The 16,190-nt window shown below is 67.1% G+C and carries 15 protein-coding genes; 5 read left to right on the forward strand and 10 right to left on the reverse strand.

The genetic code is table 11. The annotated features are described in order from the left end of the window. Nucleotides 1-192: 192 nt before the first annotated feature. Entirely contained in the window at nucleotides 193-582 is a 390-nt protein-coding gene (locus C486_RS04120) for a ribbon-helix-helix domain-containing protein (RefSeq protein WP_008453347.1), read from the forward strand. 88 nt (nucleotides 583-670) lie between these two features. On the opposite strand, the gene C486_RS04125 is transcribed toward C486_RS04120, so the two are convergent. From C486_RS04125 to C486_RS04140, 4 genes are all read right to left on the reverse strand, one after another. Beyond that, complete coding sequence (locus C486_RS04125; RefSeq protein WP_008453348.1) at nucleotides 671-2,254, reverse strand: cobyric acid synthase; 1,584 nt, start codon at nucleotides 2,252-2,254, stop codon at nucleotides 671-673. Between the two features lie 172 nt (nucleotides 2,255-2,426). Then, nucleotides 2,427-3,911 carry a hypothetical protein gene (locus C486_RS04130; RefSeq protein WP_008453349.1) on the reverse strand — a complete coding sequence of 495 codons (1,485 nt, stop codon included), beginning with the start codon at nucleotides 3,909-3,911 and terminating at the stop codon, nucleotides 2,427-2,429. Next, nucleotides 3,908-4,663, reverse strand: coding sequence for an ABC transporter ATP-binding protein (locus tag C486_RS04135; RefSeq protein WP_049910123.1), 756 nt, complete (start codon nucleotides 4,661-4,663; stop codon nucleotides 3,908-3,910). Before C486_RS04135 ends, C486_RS04130 begins: the two co-directional genes overlap by 4 nt. A gap of 98 nt (nucleotides 4,664-4,761) precedes the next feature. Then, a complete protein-coding gene (locus C486_RS04140) occupies nucleotides 4,762-5,451 on the reverse strand; it encodes a cob(I)yrinic acid a,c-diamide adenosyltransferase (protein ID WP_049910136.1) in 690 nt (229 codons plus the stop codon). Nucleotides 5,452-5,582: 131 nt separating this feature from the next. On the opposite strand from C486_RS04140, the gene C486_RS04145 reads away from it, so the two are divergent. After that, nucleotides 5,583-5,942, forward strand: a complete 360-nt coding sequence (locus tag C486_RS04145; protein WP_008453352.1) for a winged helix-turn-helix domain-containing protein — start codon at nucleotides 5,583-5,585, stop codon at nucleotides 5,940-5,942. Between the two features lie 43 nt (nucleotides 5,943-5,985). On the opposite strand, the gene C486_RS04150 is transcribed toward C486_RS04145, so the two are convergent. The 6 genes from C486_RS04150 to C486_RS04175 all read right to left on the reverse strand — a co-directional run bounded on the left by C486_RS04150 (nucleotide 5,986) and on the right by C486_RS04175 (nucleotide 12,538). Continuing rightward, nucleotides 5,986-7,218 (reverse strand): FAD-dependent oxidoreductase, encoded by a 1,233-nt coding sequence (locus C486_RS04150; RefSeq protein WP_008453355.1) that lies wholly within the window; start codon nucleotides 7,216-7,218, stop codon nucleotides 5,986-5,988. A gap of 132 nt (nucleotides 7,219-7,350) precedes the next feature. Next, entirely contained in the window at nucleotides 7,351-7,776 is a 426-nt protein-coding gene (locus C486_RS04155) for a CBS domain-containing protein (protein WP_008453358.1), read from the reverse strand. A gap of 99 nt (nucleotides 7,777-7,875) precedes the next feature. Next, nucleotides 7,876-8,895, reverse strand: a complete 1,020-nt coding sequence (locus C486_RS04160; protein WP_049910125.1) for a hypothetical protein — start codon at nucleotides 8,893-8,895, stop codon at nucleotides 7,876-7,878. A gap of 310 nt (nucleotides 8,896-9,205) precedes the next feature. After that, nucleotides 9,206-9,736 carry a peptide-methionine (S)-S-oxide reductase MsrA gene (msrA, locus tag C486_RS04165; RefSeq protein ID WP_008453360.1) on the reverse strand — a complete coding sequence of 177 codons (531 nt, stop codon included), beginning with the start codon at nucleotides 9,734-9,736 and terminating at the stop codon, nucleotides 9,206-9,208. 84 nt (nucleotides 9,737-9,820) lie between these two features. Then, a complete protein-coding gene (gene ggt / locus C486_RS04170) occupies nucleotides 9,821-11,695 on the reverse strand; it encodes a gamma-glutamyltransferase (RefSeq protein ID WP_008453362.1) in 1,875 nt (624 codons plus the stop codon). A 177-nt stretch (nucleotides 11,696-11,872) separates the two neighbouring features. Next, nucleotides 11,873-12,538, reverse strand: coding sequence for a 2,5-diamino-6-(ribosylamino)-4(3H)-pyrimidinone 5'-phosphate reductase (locus tag C486_RS04175; protein WP_008453364.1), 666 nt, complete (start codon nucleotides 12,536-12,538; stop codon nucleotides 11,873-11,875). 205 nt (nucleotides 12,539-12,743) lie between these two features. Between C486_RS04175 and C486_RS19980 the strand changes: the two genes are divergently transcribed. The 3 genes from C486_RS19980 to ppk1 all read left to right on the forward strand — a co-directional run bounded on the left by C486_RS19980 (nucleotide 12,744) and on the right by ppk1 (nucleotide 16,142). Further along, the gene (locus tag C486_RS19980) at nucleotides 12,744-12,932 is read left to right on the forward strand and encodes a hypothetical protein (protein ID WP_008453366.1); all 189 of its coding nucleotides are present in this window, start codon (nucleotides 12,744-12,746) and stop codon (nucleotides 12,930-12,932) included. A 122-nt stretch (nucleotides 12,933-13,054) separates the two neighbouring features. Further along, the gene (locus C486_RS04180; RefSeq protein ID WP_049910128.1) at nucleotides 13,055-13,747 is read left to right on the forward strand and encodes a metallophosphoesterase family protein; all 693 of its coding nucleotides are present in this window, start codon (nucleotides 13,055-13,057) and stop codon (nucleotides 13,745-13,747) included. Nucleotide 13,748: 1 nt separating this feature from the next. Continuing rightward, nucleotides 13,749-16,142: a polyphosphate kinase 1 gene (gene ppk1, locus C486_RS04185; RefSeq protein ID WP_049910138.1), complete on the forward strand. Its 2,394-nt coding sequence runs from the start codon at nucleotides 13,749-13,751 to the stop codon at nucleotides 16,140-16,142. Nucleotides 16,143-16,190 lie beyond the last annotated feature (48 nt).

Raw genomic sequence — 16,190 nt, forward strand, 5'->3', positions numbered from 1 at the left:
TCGCAATTGAAACGATTTACACGCTGATCGCAACGCTGTCGTGTGATCAGGTGTGCAATGACGTTCAGTTGCTACTATAGCAGAGCCGACTCGAGCAAGCGTTCACTGGCTCCGTTCGTTCGAGCGCCTCGGCTCCGAAACGGCGCTGAACAGTAGAAACAATAATTAGTCAGCGGCGACCAGTATCGGGGTATGGCGAAAGATACCGTCAGGTACCCCGACGACGTGGTCGAAGAGATCGACGCGCTCGTCGAAGACGGTATGTTCGAGAGTAAATCCGAGTTCTATCGCTTCTCCGCGGAGTACGTGCTCACCCTGATCGACTCCGACCACGAGGTGAAGACGTTCAACTTCGACGAGATCAAGTCCGAACTCGATATCAGCGAGGAAGACCACGCCAAAGCGCTCGGAACCGATGGTGGCACGTTCTTCCTCGACGCGGTTATCAACGTTCGAAAACACGGTCTGCGCGGCAACTACGAAGCCGCCGAACGGTTCATCGACACCCACTACGACGAGACCGATCAAGAGTGTATCATTCTCGAGGAACTGCTCGGCACCTATCGGGGCGAGTCGGGCTAGACCGATCGGTTCATCGCTTCGCACGCGTTCGTCGCCCGCTTCGCACCGTTCCGGACGTTTTCTCCGCCGATCGGTTCCATCGAGGTCGTCAGTTCAGCTCGAACGGGTCGCCGAGCGCGGCCAGATCGACGTGCTCGCCGACGAGCCGCGCCGCACGATCGTACGGCGTCGCGCCGGTCGCGTCCGCCTCGGCCGCCGCTGTAGGCATCGCACGCGCCGGCCGGTCGACGCCGGCCGTCGCCGCGACGTGCTCGAGAAACGCCGTCCGGACCGACTCGTTGTCGAACAGGCCGTGCAGATAGGTCCCGAGTACCCGTCCGCGGGCCGCGCTCGAGTCGCCGAGCGGGCGGGTCACGTCGCCGACGGCCGTCGTTCGCCCCGCGTGGATCTCGTAGCCCGAAGCGGGACCGTCGGCTCCCGAGAGCAGCGGCGAGGCGGTCCCGTCGACGGGAACCGTCGTCCGCTCGAGTCGCTTGTCCCCCTCGAAGCGGGTTTCGACGGGTAACAGCCCCAGCCCGTCGACGACATCGTCCGCGCCCGTCCCCTCGAGTGCGGCGTTGGTGATCCGGTCGCCGAGTAGCTGATAGCCACCACAGATCCCGACGATCGGCCCGTCGAAGGCCGCGAGCGCGTCGTCGAAGCCGGCGTTCCGGAGCGCCAGCAGATCGTCGACCGTGTTCTTCGTCCCCGGAATGACGACCGCATCGGCGTCGATACCAGCGAGGGGAGCAGCGTCGTCGTCGATCGGCACGTACACCACCGAAACGCCGGGCTCGTCCGCCAACGCCTCGAGATCGGTCGCGTTCGATATTCTGGGCAGGCGGGGGACGGCGATCCGAATCCGGCGGTCGGCGGGCACGCCGTCGTCCTCGCCGACGACGCCGCGTTCTTCGGTTCCGGGGAGGCCGACGCTGTCCTCCTCGGGGAGTCCCGGGTCGGCGTAGGGTATCACGCCGAGGATCGGGACGCCGGTCCTCGACTCGATCTCCTCGATCCCTGGCTCGAGCAGCGACGGATCGCCCCGAAATTTCGTAATCACTGCTCCGACGATCCGCTCGCGGATGTCCTCGGGGACGAGTTCGATCGTGCCGTAGAGGCTGGCGAAGGCCCCGCCGCGTTCGATATCGACCAGCAAGAGGATGTCGGCGTCCGCGAACGCGGCGGTTTCGACGTTCGCGAGGTCCCGATCGTGGAGGTTGATCTCGCCGATGCTGCCCGCGCCCTCGGCGACGATCACGTCGTTGTCGGCGGCCAGTCTGCGGTAGGACGCTTCGGCAGCTTCACGCGCTCGCTCCCAGTAGTCCTCGTAGTAGGTCCCGGCAGGCACGTGGTCGTGGGCCGTTCCGTGCACCACCAGTTGGCTCTCGCCGTCGCCACGGGGCTTGAGGAGGACGGGATTACAGTCCGTCGTCGGCGTGATCCGGGCCGCGCGAGCCTGCACGAACTGCGAAACGCCGATTTCGCCCCACTGGCCGCCGGTGGTTCCGTCGGAGTCGTGCTCCCGGTCGGCCGTGGTCGGCCGAGCGACGACGCGAGCGTTGTTGCTCATGTTCTGGCCCTTGAAGGGGACGACGTCGATCCCGCGGTCGGCGAGCAACCGACAGAGGCCGGCGGCGACCGTCGACTTGCCGACGTGGCTCGCGGTTCCGGCGACGAGAAGCGTTCGTGTCATCCGCGTTGAGCGGGAATCGGGGAGCCAGGAGTATCGTCCTATCGGTTCGTGTTCGGGGAGGCGGTCGGCCGGCTTCGGGACCGAAGATTGCCTCGATCGGCGGCCTGCCGCCGGCGTCTCGCGACCGCTCGAATACCCGGCCTCGGCGGCAGAGCGAGATGGAGACAACCAGCTATTCCGTCCGGTATCGCGCGTCCCAGCGCGGCCCGGCGCGACTCGAGAGGACGAGTCCGACGATCCCCACGACGAGCCCGCCGAGGGCGAGCGCGACGGCAAGTGTCGCCGATGGCGGGACGACGACGAAGCCGGCGACCAGCGTTGGCACCAGCGGGACGGCGACGCCGACGGTGAACATCGCAAAGCGGACGGCGTCGAAGAGGAACTCGTTGGGGTCGAAGCCCGCGATGTAGACCGTGAGGCCGTAGTAGTACAGCGCGTAGCCCGCCAGTAGCACGGCTCCGACGGCGGCGTCGACGAGCGTCGCGTCGAACCAGACGACGGCGGCGAGGTAGGGCACTGCGACCGCCGGCGCACCCACCAGGACGAACGCGATCCGCTTCGCACGGAAGACGTCGGCGATCGAGACGGGATAGGTGAGGTAGGCCTCGAGCGAATCGAACTGGGTCAGCCAGTTGTACGTCGTAAACGCCGAGAGGCCGAGGACGCCGCCGAAGAAGATCCCCGGCGCGGGCGCGACGCCGGTGATCGAGTCGACGACGCCGACGAGCGCGGCCACGAGCGCCAACAGGATGCTCGCGGAGACGAGCGGCTTCCAGACGCCGCCCGAGGAGCGCGCGAGGTCGAGCAACGACTTCGTGACCAGCGGGGCGTCCTCGAGCGGCAGCGCGTCACTGACCCGGGCGAAGCGATCGCTCGCGGTCCGCGAGGGCCGCCCGTAGGTGGGATCGTAGACCGCGAGCGAACTCGCCGTGACGGCGAGGGTTCCGACGGCCAGTCCGCCGGCGGCGGCCGGGGAGCCGTCGATCGGGACCAAGACCGACCGAATCGGTCCCAGTCGGCCGGTCGCCCAGCCGCCGCCGCCGGCGAGTCCGATCCCCAGTCCGATGACCCAGGACGGGACGCCCCGCGTGCGGACGGCGATCAGTGCGACGGTGGTAGCCATCCCGACCGCGAAGACGAGAGCGAGCGAAAGCCAGAACAGGATGATCGAGAGCAGCGGCGTCGCCGACAGTCCGTCGACCGCAAGCCCTCCCAGCGACATGGGAAACACGAACACGATCGCGTAGAACAGCCCGTCTTTCAGGAGGAACGCGCCCAGCAGCCGTCGCCGCGAGAGGGGCAACGTCGTCGACGACGAGAGCAACAGCGACAGCCGCCCGAAGACGTTCTCGAGCATGTCCGACCCGGCAAAGCCCGCGGTCCCGCTGTAGAGCCCGAAGCCAACGGCGAGAACGTGCAGCCCGCCGACGACCGTCCCGGGTGCGGTGCCGGTCTCGATGAGCGCGACAGCCGCGCTCACGGTCAACAGCGCGATCACGAGCGGAAAGAGCGCGAACCGCCAGCCGCCGAACAGTTGCGTGTGGAGCCGCCATTCCTCTCGAAAGAGGATCGCGAGCAGCCGCGGGGTCGAAAGTCCGGCGTCGGAGCGGGTCGCGTCCGTCGCGCTCGCGCCGTCGGTCGATTTCGGCTCGCTCATGTGTGCAGTTGCTCGAGCGCCGGCGTGTCTCGCGCGTCCTCGCCCTCGACGCGGTCGAGGAAGAGGTCGAGCAGCGACTCGTCGGTCGCGTCGTCGGCCAGGGAGCGTTCGGCCACGAGCCGACCGTCGGCGACGATGCCGACGCGGGTGCAGATCTCCTCGGCGACATCGATGTTGTGCGTCGAGACGAAGACGGCGTTGTCGTCGGCCGCGTAGGAGACGAGAAAGCGCTTGACCTGTTCCTGGACGAGCGGGTCGAGGTTCGCCAGCGGCTCGTCGATGAAGACCACGTCGGGGTCGTGGACGAACGCCTGTGCGATCATCACTTTCTGTTGTTGTCCCCGGGAGAGGTCCGTATGCAGCGTGTCGAGTTTGCTCTCGAACCCGAGCCGCTCGGCCCACGTGTCGGTCCGTTCGGCGACCCGGTCGGGATCGAGACCGCGCACCTCGCCGACGAACGCGAGGTATTCGCGGGGGGTAAGAAAGCTCGGCGGGGATTCCTGTTCCGGGAGGATACCGACCCGCCGGCGCGTCTCGATCGGGTCGGCGACCGGATCGGTTCCGAGGACGCTCACGTCGCCCGCGTCCGGCTCGATCTGTCCGGTCAAGACCCGAATCGTGGTCGTCTTGCCGGCACCGTTCGGACCGAGAAAGCCGTACACCTCGCCCCGATCGACGGCGAACGCCATTCCATCCACAGCGCTGACAGTTCCGTATGTCTTTCGCAGTCCGGCGACTCGAATCACACCCATTGGCTTGCCAGTCTTTCTCAGTATCTGATAATAATTGTGTTGGTCGGCACGGAGTGCTGCCGGTGGGCACGTGCGATGGCGCGTTCGCAGCGAGCCGGTCAGAACTCGGTTCCCCGTCGCGCCCGCTGGCCGTCGTCGATCGGATGTTTCACCTTCCGGACGTTCGTGATCAGGTCCGCACGATCGGCGAGGTAGTCGGGTTCGGTGTGACTCCCCGACAACACCAACTCGAGGGCGGCCGGCTTCGAGTCGATGAGGTCGTGTACGTCCGCTTCCGAGAGCAGCCCTCGATCCGCGGCGTAGAGCACCTCGTCGAGGAGCAGCATGTGCATGCCCGCCTCGGGCGGTGCGTCGAGGTCGATCGGCTCGCCGAGATCGGTCTCCGCGGCGGCCGCGAGCAACTCGTGGGCGCGCTCGAGGCCGGCCTGCGCCTCGGCCTCGTGGTCGGCCTCGTCGCTCCCGTCTGCCATCCCGTGCCAGCCGTAGTGGCCGAGGTTCTCGTAACTGATGCCCGGCAGGGCGGCCATCGCGTTGTACTCGCCGCGAACGGCGTCGACGCTCGATGCCCCGCCTTTCATGAATTGGAGCATGTGGACGCGGTAGCCGTGGCCGGCGGCGCGCATTCCCATGCCCAGCGTGGCCGTCGTCTTCCCCTTGCCGTCGCCCCACCAGACCTGCACGAGGCCGAACTCCTCGGGAGCGGCTGGTTCGATCCGCTCGGCCTCGGGCGTTCGTCCCTTCCCCGGCGTGTTCTCGACCGTGGACTCGGGCGTCCGATCGTCGCTCATACCCGTTCCCTCGGGCCGATTGCACATGTAGTTGCCCCATCGATTCGTCGCCCCCCGACGTCTCGATCCCGCTCGGTGACACCCCTAACCAAACGTGTCTTTAGGCCTCGCTCCTAACCTCACAGCACCCAATGTCCCTCGAGTTTTCCTCGTCCGACGAACCTCCCGGCTTCGGGTGCGTCATCGCCGCGCTCGACGACGAGGCGTGTCGGGAGATCATCGCGGTACTCGAGGAACCGATGACGGTCGAAGACATCGCCGAGGCGACGGACCGGCCGCTCTCGACGACCTACCGCAAACTCGACTGTCTCACCGAGGCGGGACTCGCCGAGGAGGCCGTCGGGGTCCGCGAGGGCCGCCACCGGAAGTCCCGGTACGTCGCCAATCTCGAGGCGATTTCGATCGCCCTCGACGACGACAACGAGTTGTGTATCGACATCGAGCGCTCCACGGCGTTTGGCATCTGGTCGGAGCTCCAGCGGGAGTTCTGAGGGAGCCCGTTCGGCTCGAGCCCGGCCGCCGAGCCGATCGTGGTCAGTAGCTACTCTCGATCCCGACGAGATCGGCGTCCGTCGGTCCCTGTCCGTCGAACTCCCGAACGAACGCGTCGAGTCGGGCCGGCTCCGACGCCCCCGGCAGTTGCTCGTCCGCGGTGGAACAGTCGGCGGTTACCCCGAGCCGGTCGCAGACGTGATCCGCGGTCGCCTCGGCCATTCGGCGGTATGTCGTCAGTTTTCCGCCGACGGTGCTACAACAGTTCGCGACGCCCTCGTCGGCGTGATCGAGCAGGTGAAAGCCCCGCGAAATCCCGCGGCCGCCGCTAGCGGCCTCCTCGGGTTCGTACAGCGGGCGGACGCCCCACCACGTCCGAACTCGGGGCGCGGTCGCGACCGGCGGCAGCATCGCCGCGCACTCCCGAACCGTCTCCGCGATCTCCCACTCGGCTTGCTCGTAGTCGTCGGGATCGGCGACCGACACGCTCGTCGTGCCGAGGACGACCTCGCCGTCGTGGGGCACGATGATGTCGCCGTCGTCAGGCTCGCGACACCGATTGAGGACCGGCTCGAGGCCGTCGTATTCGACCGAAACCATGACGCCGCGTGTCGGACGCATCTCGACGGTCGCCCCCATCATGTCCGCGATCCGGCCGGCATGAGGGCCGGTCGCGTTCACGACGTAGGTCGGCCGCACCGTTTCGTCGGCGTCGCCGCCGAGGGCGACGCTCGTCACCCGTCCGTCCTCGACAGTCACGTCCGTGACCGGCGCGTGCGTACGGATTCGTGCGCCGTGCTCGCGGGCATCGACCGCGTTGGCGGCGCTCAGCCGCGAGGGGAGAACGACGCCGTCGGGAACCCACATCGCTCGCTCGACATCGGCGGCGAGGTCCGGAACCGCCTCGCGGGCCGCGTCCCCGCCGACGACCTCGGTCTCGATTCCCACGTCCGCACAGGCGTCGCGCTTCGCCTCGAAGTACGCCGGCTCGTCGTCCGCGAGTTGGACGAACAGCCCGCGGGTCTCTCGAACGCACGCGCCGCCGATGCGGCGCAGGATGCGGTTCTCCTCGAGACACGCCCTGGCTTCCGGGCCGTCGGCCTCAGCGTAGCGAGCCCCGCTGTGAAGCAGGCCGTGTGACCGGCCCGACGTCCCCGACGAGAGCCCGTCCCGCTCGACCAGCGTCACATCGACACCGCGCCGCGCGAGGTCCCTGGCGAGTCCCGTCCCGGTGGCACCGCCCCCGATCACGAGGGCGTCCGTTCGGCTGTCCATACTCGAGTAACGGCTCCCAGACGGACGTATCTTTCACCGTGGTGGACGGTGTGCGGCGTCGCGAAAAATGGGGAATGTCACGAGCCGGGATCGCGGCCGTGTCGGGTTGGGTTCGTGGGACTGGTCCGTGCGTTACGGCCTGTACTCCGGCGACTGGGCTTCGATCGTCGCGGCGACGTTCTCGAGTTCCTCGCCGATCGTCGCGACCAGATCGTCCAGCGTGGCGATACCCGCTAACTCGCCGTCGTCGTCGACGACCGGGAACCGACGGACGTTGTTGTCGCGGATCGCCTCCGAAACCGCGACCGGATCATCGTCCTCGTGGACCGTTACCGGCCGTTCGGTCATCACGTCCTCGACCGAGACCGACCCGACGTCGTCGTAGTCGTGGATCGCGAGCGCCGCGTCGCGGTCGGTGATCATCCCGACCGGTTCGTCGTCTTCGGTGACGACGATCGACCCGATGTTTTCCGACTCGAGCGTCGCCGTGATCTCCTCGAGTCGACTGTCCGGACTCGTCGTGACGACAGCCTGGGGGCCGAGTTTGCCAATGGACATACGTCGGTTCGACCGACTCCGAGCCGACTATTCAAATCGCGCCTTTCACACGAAACCGACCGCACCCGGAGCAGCCGGAATCGGCTCGAAGCGCCGTCGCTACCGATAGCCGAGTACCCGGAGCTTCTCCGTTACCTCGTCCTCGTCCATGCGGGCGGACTCGACCGGCGCTTCCGCAACGATCCGTCTCCGATCGTCCCCGTCGACGACGTGCCAGGGAACGCGTCGCAGTGCCTCGGCCGCCAGATACTCGAAGTGGCCGTACTTGCGGCCCGTCAAGGGAAGCAGCCGTTCGCCGAGGAGTTCGCCGTGATCCGCAGAGATGACGGCTTTCCCGTCCAACTCGCGAATCAATCGGTCGGCGTAGGGAAGGACGATCTCGAGGGTTTCCGCGTACGCGCGTCGCAGATCGTCGACGTCGATGTCGAACGCATCGTCCTCGACGATCTCGTAGAGTTGCACGTTCAGCGCGCCGAAGCGGTCCCCGCGCCCGCCGCGGGACACCGACGAAAGGTCCCGCTGGGACGCGATTTGCTGGTAGATTTCGAGTCCGGTCTCGCCGATGAGCGGGACGTGCGGTTGCAGGAAGTGGACGATCAGCCGCTTGGTGGGGTGTCGCTCGTGGGCCTCGAGCGCCGTCTCGACGACGGTTTCCGGGTCGATCACGTAACTGTCCGCAAGGAGCCGGGCGTCGAAGACGTCGGCCGCGTCGACGGCCGCCGACTCCGCGACCGGCTCGGGCGACACCGGATAGATCGCGTGAAACACGTCGTCGCCGATATCGGCCGTGAAGGCGTTGCCGCTGACGTAGACGGTGTCGTGGTGCGTTCGTCCCGTGAAATTCGCGTCGATCCACCCCGGGCTGCTAGAGCCGGCGGACAGCCGGGACTCGAGGGTGCCGTCGATCCAGTTCAGTGCGGCAAAGAAATCGTATCGGCAGGCATCGAGGACGAGGAGCGTGTCCCAGTCCTCGGCCATGACGTCGATACCGCTTCCGTAGCGGAGTTCGAAGAGTTCCCGATGGGCCGACCAGAGGTACTTGCAGAGCTCCGTCCAGACGAGCCCTGGCTCCCGGATCCCGTTGCGAACACTCTGAAGCGAGTATTTCGTAACCGGCATTCCCACGCTAAACTGTTCCGGGAACGACATATATAAAACGGGGGCGGGCTGCTGCTGGCGAGAAGGCTGATCGACCGGGCGGGGCCGGACTTCGATAGCGGGTCAGTACACGGACGCGAGACGGGACGGTCGTCGCCACCGAAGACGGGTCCGGTGGGGTATCCACGCCCCCGTCTGCCGGGTATCGGTGTTTTGGGACAGTACATCGCTCCTTCCATCGGCAGCGACACATCAGTCGAGCGCCATTCCTGTCGCCCGATCCGCTCACTCGGGCGGGCAGCCGGGAACCCGCGGCTCGATAGAGCCGCAGTTACCGTTTCGCGGCGACCTTGTCGGCGAATCGCTCGCGGACCTTCTCGACTTTCGGGGCCGCGTGCATCGTACAGTAGGCGTCGTTCGGGTTCTTCTCGAAGTAGTCTTGATGTTTCTCCTCGGCGCGGTAGAACGTCTCGAGGGGCTCGAGTTCGGTCACGACGTCGTCGTCGTACTCCTCGTCGAGGGCCTCGATGTAGGCCTCGGCCTGCGTTTGCTGCTCCGCGTCGTGATACAGGACGATCGAGCGATATTGCGTGCCCACGTCCGGCCCTTGTCGATTGCGCTGGGTCGGATCGTGGGTGGCGAAGAATACCTCGAGCAGGTCGTCGTAGCCGATCTCCGCGGGGTCGTACTCGACCTGGACGACCTCCGCGTGGCCGGTGTTGCCCGAACAGACCTCGCGATAGGTCGGCTCCTCGACGTGCCCACCCGCGTAGCCGGACGTGACCGACTCCACGCCCTCGAGTTCCTTCATCGCCGCTTCGGTACACCAGAAACAACCGCCGCCGAACGTGGCGCGTTCCATACCCCGTCGTACGGCGCGCCCGAGGAAAGATGTGACGGGAACCCCGGTAGCTTCGGCGGACCGCCGGCCACGCCTCGCGCTCTCTCACCCGCCCCGTCCGTGACGCCGCGTCCGGCCGCGGTCGATTCCGACGGCCCGCCCGTCGCGTGTCGGATCGGCCGCGCCGCACAGTTCGTCGTCGCCGATTTCGATCACCTGGACGTTGCCGAAGTCTCCGCTGGACGCATCGCTCCAGACCTGTCCGAACCGGCTCGTCGCCTCTCGGGCGCGCGCCGGGACGCCGTCTTCCCACATGATCGGCGGGCACTCCGTAGTGAACACGGTCGGTTCGGAGAGGGCCGCGAGCGGCTCGAGTCCGTAGACGTAGCGGTGAAGGAGCGTCTGTGCGACCGAAGTGATGATCGTCCAGCCGCCCGGCGAGCCCACGGTGAACTCGGGGACGCCGTCGCGCAGGACGATGATGGGGCTCATGCTGCTCAGCGGCCGCTTCCACGGCGCGACCCTGTTCGGTCCCTCGGGAACGGCGTTGAAATCCGTCAGTTCGTTGTTGAGCATGAAGCCGCGGCCGGGGACCAGCAGCCCCGACCCCATGAGCTGCTCGATGGTCGACGTGTACGAGACGGCGTTTCCGTCGGCGTCGACGACGGAGAAGTGAGTCGTCGAACCGCGCTTCGGATCGGGTGACGGCCCCCGCGTCGGAGCGACGCCGGACGGGGTGCCGGGAGCGACGCACTCCCCTGCCTCGTAGTCCGCGAGCGGTTCTCCGGTTCGGACGAGCGCCGCGCGCGCCTCGAGATACGCGTCGGAGAGCAGGCCGTCGATCGGAACGTCCACGAACTCGGGATCACCCATGTACTCGTTTCGGTCGGCCCAGGCCAGGCTCGTCGCCTCGCTGATCAGGTGATACATCGCTGGCGATCGTCTGTCGTACTGTCCGATGTCGAGGAACGCGAGCAGTTTCAGGATGGCCGCCACGGTGCTCGGGCCCGAACTCGGGAGCGGTTGGCCGACGATTTCGACGCCGTTCCACTCGGCGCGGACCGGGTCGTCGATCGTGACGTCGTAGGCCGCGAGATCGTCGGTGGTCATGCTGCCGCCGGCGTCCCGGACCGTCGCGGCGAGATCAGCCGCGATGGGGCCCTCGTAGAAGGCCTCGGCCCCGTCTCGCTCGATCGCCGCGAGCGTCTCGGCGAGGTCGGTGTTGACGTGCGTGTCGCCCTCCGTGAGGGGCCGCCCGTTCGCATCCGAGTAGGCCGCCTTCGCCGCGTCGTTGAACTTCTCCCAGTTCTCCGCGATCTGTGTGGCGAAGACCGCATCGATCGGAAAGCCGTCAGCTGCGAGGTCGATTGCGGGGGTGAGCAGCCGCTGGCGGGGTCGCGTCCCGTGTCGATCCAGTGCGGTTTCCAGTCCCATCACGGTCCCCGGAACGCCCACGGCCTCGCCCAGCCGGATTCGGTCCGCGAAGGGGATCGGGTCGCCGTCCTCGTCGAGGAACATGTCCGCGGTCGCACCCCGAGGTGCGCGCTCGCGGCTGTCGATGACGTCGACCTCGTCCGCGTCGGCGTCGTAGATCACCATGAACCCGCCGCCGCCGATCCCCGAGCCGTGAGGCTGGGTGACCGTCAGGACGTACTGCAACGCCACGGCGGCATCGACGGCGGTGCCCCCCTCGCGCAGCACGCCCGCGGCGACGCCGGAGGCGATCGGATCGACGCTCGAGACCATGCCGTCGGCCGCGGTCACCTGCCGCCCACACGTGACCTGCGGGTGCGCACACCTGACTCCGCGGGCGTCGAGGGTCGACCGTCCGTCACTCGCCGCGACGGAGCGTGTACCGATGCCGAGCGCACCGGCGGCCGTTCCGGTACTCGCCAGAAACGCGCGTCGCTCGAGTCCCGGCGGCTCGCTCGACCGTGACGTGTTCCCGTCGCCTTCGTTCCCACCGATCCGGTTTGTCATCTTTCGGATACCCGGCCACACCTCGACGGTACCGGGCAAAACACCTTCGGCGGATACGGTGTCGCTACCGGAGGGTCCATCGACTCCGTCCGAGTAGGGGCCGCCAACGGGCGGACTAGTGGTAGCGTACTGTCCCCGAGCCCCAGCGGTCGACGGGTCCGAGACGACTGGGTGCATTCAGCGGTCGTCGGTCTTCCAGGTCAGCAACACGCCGTCGTCGAGTCGGTCGACGGCTTCTAACTCGAGCGTCGGAAACGCCGCGACGAACCCCTCGCCGTCGGCGAGGGTCGGCGCGTCGCGACCGCCGATGAGTGTCGGCCCGACGAACGTCCGGAGTTCGTCGACCAGCCCAGCCTCGAACAGCGAGAAGATGAGTTCGCCGCCACCCTCGACCATGATCCGCTCGAGGCCCTGTTCTTGCAGCGCTCCGAACGCTCGAAGGAGGTCGACCCGCTCGTCGCCCGCGGTGAGCAACTCGGCGCGCTCGGCGAGTGCCAGCCGCCGGTCGACGGGCGCGGCCTCGCTCAGACAGAGGTAGGTCGTCGCCGCGTCGTCGAGGACCGCCGCGTCCGTCGGCGTTCGCCCGCTCGAGTCAACGACGACCCGTGCGGGAGACGCCGATCGGCCGTCATCGCGGCGACGTGCCCGGAGCGCGTCGTCTTTGACGGTCAGATGCGGGTCGTCCGCGAGGACCGTCCCGACGCCGACGACGACGGCGTCGCGTTTCGCCCGGAGCCGGTCGACGCGCGCGAAGTCCTCGTCGCCGCTGATCGCGAGTTGCTCCCGGCGTCGCGAGGAGAGTTTCCCGTCGGCGCTCATGGCGGCGTTGACCACGACGTGCATACCATCGCTGCGGGTGCGACGGTCAAGAACGCTGCCCTCTCGTCGCTCCGGCCATTCGAGGTACCGCGGGCGGTTGCTGTCTCGTGGGACGAACACGCCCTGCTAGGGAGGCACGCAGCGCAGCCACTCACCGAACAGCGAACACCCGCGTTCCGCAATCAACGGCATAAGTAATAATCTATGCCAATGCTATTGTTGGACTAATATGGGTGCGGAAGCCACCCGGAGAGTAACCCGCACGCTGCTGTTCGTGATCGGGTTCAGTTTGCTTGCCAGCGGGCTGTTCGGATTCCCACCGCTCCCTCGAAACGGGGTCGCCCTTCTCGTCTACGGGTCTATCCTGTTTGCCATCGGAATGTGGCGCGGAACCGCTGCCGAGGACTCCCGTCGGTGATCGTCGGGGGCGCGGGACCGTCGGGAACCGCGACTCAGTTCGGCTATACGGCGCTATATACCATCGCATATCCAACATATAAACGACTTATCCGGCTTCGCGGAATCGTTCGGACGGTACGCGTGACGACCGCCAACACCCCGTCCGACGACGCGGTATCGTTCGACCACCGCCACATCGACCTCGAGAACCGGGACGAGGTCTACGTCATCGGTGACGTTCACGGCTGTCTCGACGCGCTCGAGGCGTTGTTGGGGACGCTGGAGCTCGGCGCGAACGACCTCGCCGTGTTCGTCGGCGATCTGGTCCGAAAGGGACCGGAGAGCAAGGCCGTCCTCGATCGCGTCAGGCGGTCGCCGCGGCTGCTCTCGGTCCGCGGCAACAACGAGCGAAAACTGCTCGAGGGCGAGGCCTCGCTGTCGGCCCTCGACGCGGTCGACTACCAGTATCTCGAGTCGCTGCCGACGGCGATTTCGTGGGACGGCGGCCTCGTCGTCCACGGCGGACTCGACCCCAGCCGACCGCTGTCGGGACACTCCGACGACGACGTGCTGACGATGCGGTCGCCGGCCGGCGACGGCTACGACGGTCCGTTCTGGTTCGACCGCTACGAGGGACCGCCGCGGGTCTTCTTCGGGCACACCGTCCTCGCGGAGCCGATCGAACGCGAGTGGGCGGTGGGGCTCGATACCGGGTGTGTCTACGGTGGGCAACTGACGGCGTACGACGTTCGCCGCGGGGAGGCCGTTAGCGTGACCGGAACCGGCCACGTCGAGCGGTCGTCGGAAAAGATCGTCGGTGCTGATCGCGAGTGAGATGCAGGGGGATTCCGGACCGAACGAACGGGACGCGACGGAACGCGACGATCGGGAGTCGCCGACGGATGAACGGTCGTCCGAGGGGACACTAAGCGATGACGTGGCGGTTTCGTTTCGGGCCCTCCTCGACGGGAGCGACGCGGACGCGCCCGCCGATTCCGACGGGGCGGACGAGCGAGCGACCGACGCCGATCCCGACGCGGACTCCGTGGTCCTCGAGCGGACGGACGCGACCGACGACCTCGTCCCGGCGACGGGGTCCGACCGGGACGTGCTTCCGGTCGCCGCGTCCGCGGAGACCAACTCGGCGCGGTCGGACGTCGATCTCACGGCACCGGCCTACTACCTGAACCGCGAACTCAGCGAACTCGCGTTCCAGCGACGGGTCCTCCACGAGGCGCTCGACGGGGCCAACCCGCTGTTGGAACGCGTGAAATTCCTCGCGATCGTCACCACGAACCTCGACGAGTTCTTCCGCAAGCGCATCGGCGGACTGAAACAGCAGATCGCGGCCGGCGTAACCGAGGCAACGCCGGACGGGCGCACGCCCGACGAGCAGTGGGCGGCTGCCCTCGAGACGGCGCGGCCGCTGTTCGAGCGTCAGGCGGCGTGTTATCGCGATGAGATCCGCCCGGCGCTGGCCGATGCCGGGATTCGGATCGTCGACTACGACGACCTCTCGGCCGGCGAGCGCCAGCAGTTGCGCGAGTACTTCGAGAGTTCCGTCCTGCCGACCCTGACCCCGCTGACGTTCGATCCGGCCCATCCGTTCCCGTTCATCTCGAATCAAAGCCTCTCGCTTGCCGTCTTGACGCGAGAACGACCCGGCGAGGAGGTGACCTTCTCCCGCGTGAAGATCCCGCGCAATCAGGTGCGGTTCGTTCAGCTCGGCGACGACACGCGGTACGTCCTCCTCGAGGACGTCGTCCGGGCGAACCTCGAGTTGCTCTTCCCCGACGTCGAAATCGTCGACACCGCTCTCTTCAGAGTGACGCGCAACGCGGAGGTCAGACGGGACGAAGAGGTCGCCGAAGACCTGATCGAGATGATCGAGGAGGTCATCGAGGAACGACGCTTCGCGACCGCCGTTCGACTCGAGCTCGAGCGCGACGCGCCGGAGACGGTTCGCGAGATCCTCACGCGTGAACTCGAGCTCGACGAGCGGGAGGTGTTCCACCTCGACGGCCCGCTGGATTACCGCGACTTCGCCGCCCTGACCGATCTCGATCGCCCCGACCTGAAACTCCCCGCGTGGTCGCCACAGCCCCATCCGCGGTTGGGCCGTCGGGAGGACGCGACGAACGTCTTCGACGCGATCAGCGACGGCGACGTGCTCGTCCACCATCCGTACCACTCCTTCGAAGGGACCGTCCAGCGCTTCCTCGAGGCGGCGGCCAACGACCCCGACGTGCTCGCGATCAAGGCGGCGATCTACCGCACGGCCAGCGATTCCCAGATCATCGAGAGTCTGCTCGAGGCCGCCCGGAACGGCAAACAGGTCGCCGTCATGGTCGAACTCAAAGCCCGCTTCGACGAGGAGAACAACCTCGAGTGGGCGAAGAAACTCGAGGAGGAGGGCATCCACGTCGCGTACGGGACGATCGGTTACAAGACGCACACGAAAACCTCGCTGGTCGTCCGGGAGGAGGACGACGGGGTCCAGCTCTATTCACACGTCGGGACCGGCAACTACCACTCCGGGACCGCAAAGCAGTACGAGGACCTCGGACTGTTGACGGCCGACCGGGACATCGGCCAGGACCTCGTCAGGCTGTTCAATTACTTCACCGGCCACTCGATGTACCGGGATTACCGACGCCTGCTCATCGCGCCCGGCAACATGCGTGATCGGTTCGTCGACCTCATTCGGGCCGAAGCCGAGCACGCACGCAACGGCGAGGACGCGCGCATCGTCGCCAAGATGAATCGGTTGGAGGACCCGGCGATCGTCAGGGAACTCTACGAGGCGTCGATGGCCGGCGTCGACATCGACCTGATCGTCCGGGACATCTGCCGGCTCCGCCCCGGGCTCGAGGGGGTCAGCGATACGATCGACGTCTACAGCGTCGTCGGCCGCTTCCTCGAGCACTCGCGGCTCTTTTACTTCCGGGCGGGCGGGGACGAACGATACTACATCGGCTCGGCGGACTGGATGACTCGCAATCTCGACAACCGGGTGGAGGCCATCGCGCCGATCGACGAACCCCGGCTCCGGAGTCAACTCGACGAGATCCTCGAGACACTGCTCTCGGACGATCGGAACAGGTGGGTGATGCGATCGGACGGGACCTACGAACGGTGCCAGCCCGCGGCCGACGGCTCGAGCACGAACGTACACGAGACACGAATGCGATCGGTGCTCTCGGAGACGCGGCGCGATGCGCGTCGGTAGGGCGGGTTATCCGAGTACTCGGCGGTGGCTTGCAGTCCGTTGGTGCCA

Source organism: Natrinema gari JCM 14663 (assembly GCF_000337175.1).
GTDB classification, from domain to species: Archaea; Halobacteriota; Halobacteria; order Halobacteriales; family Natrialbaceae; genus Natrinema; species Natrinema gari.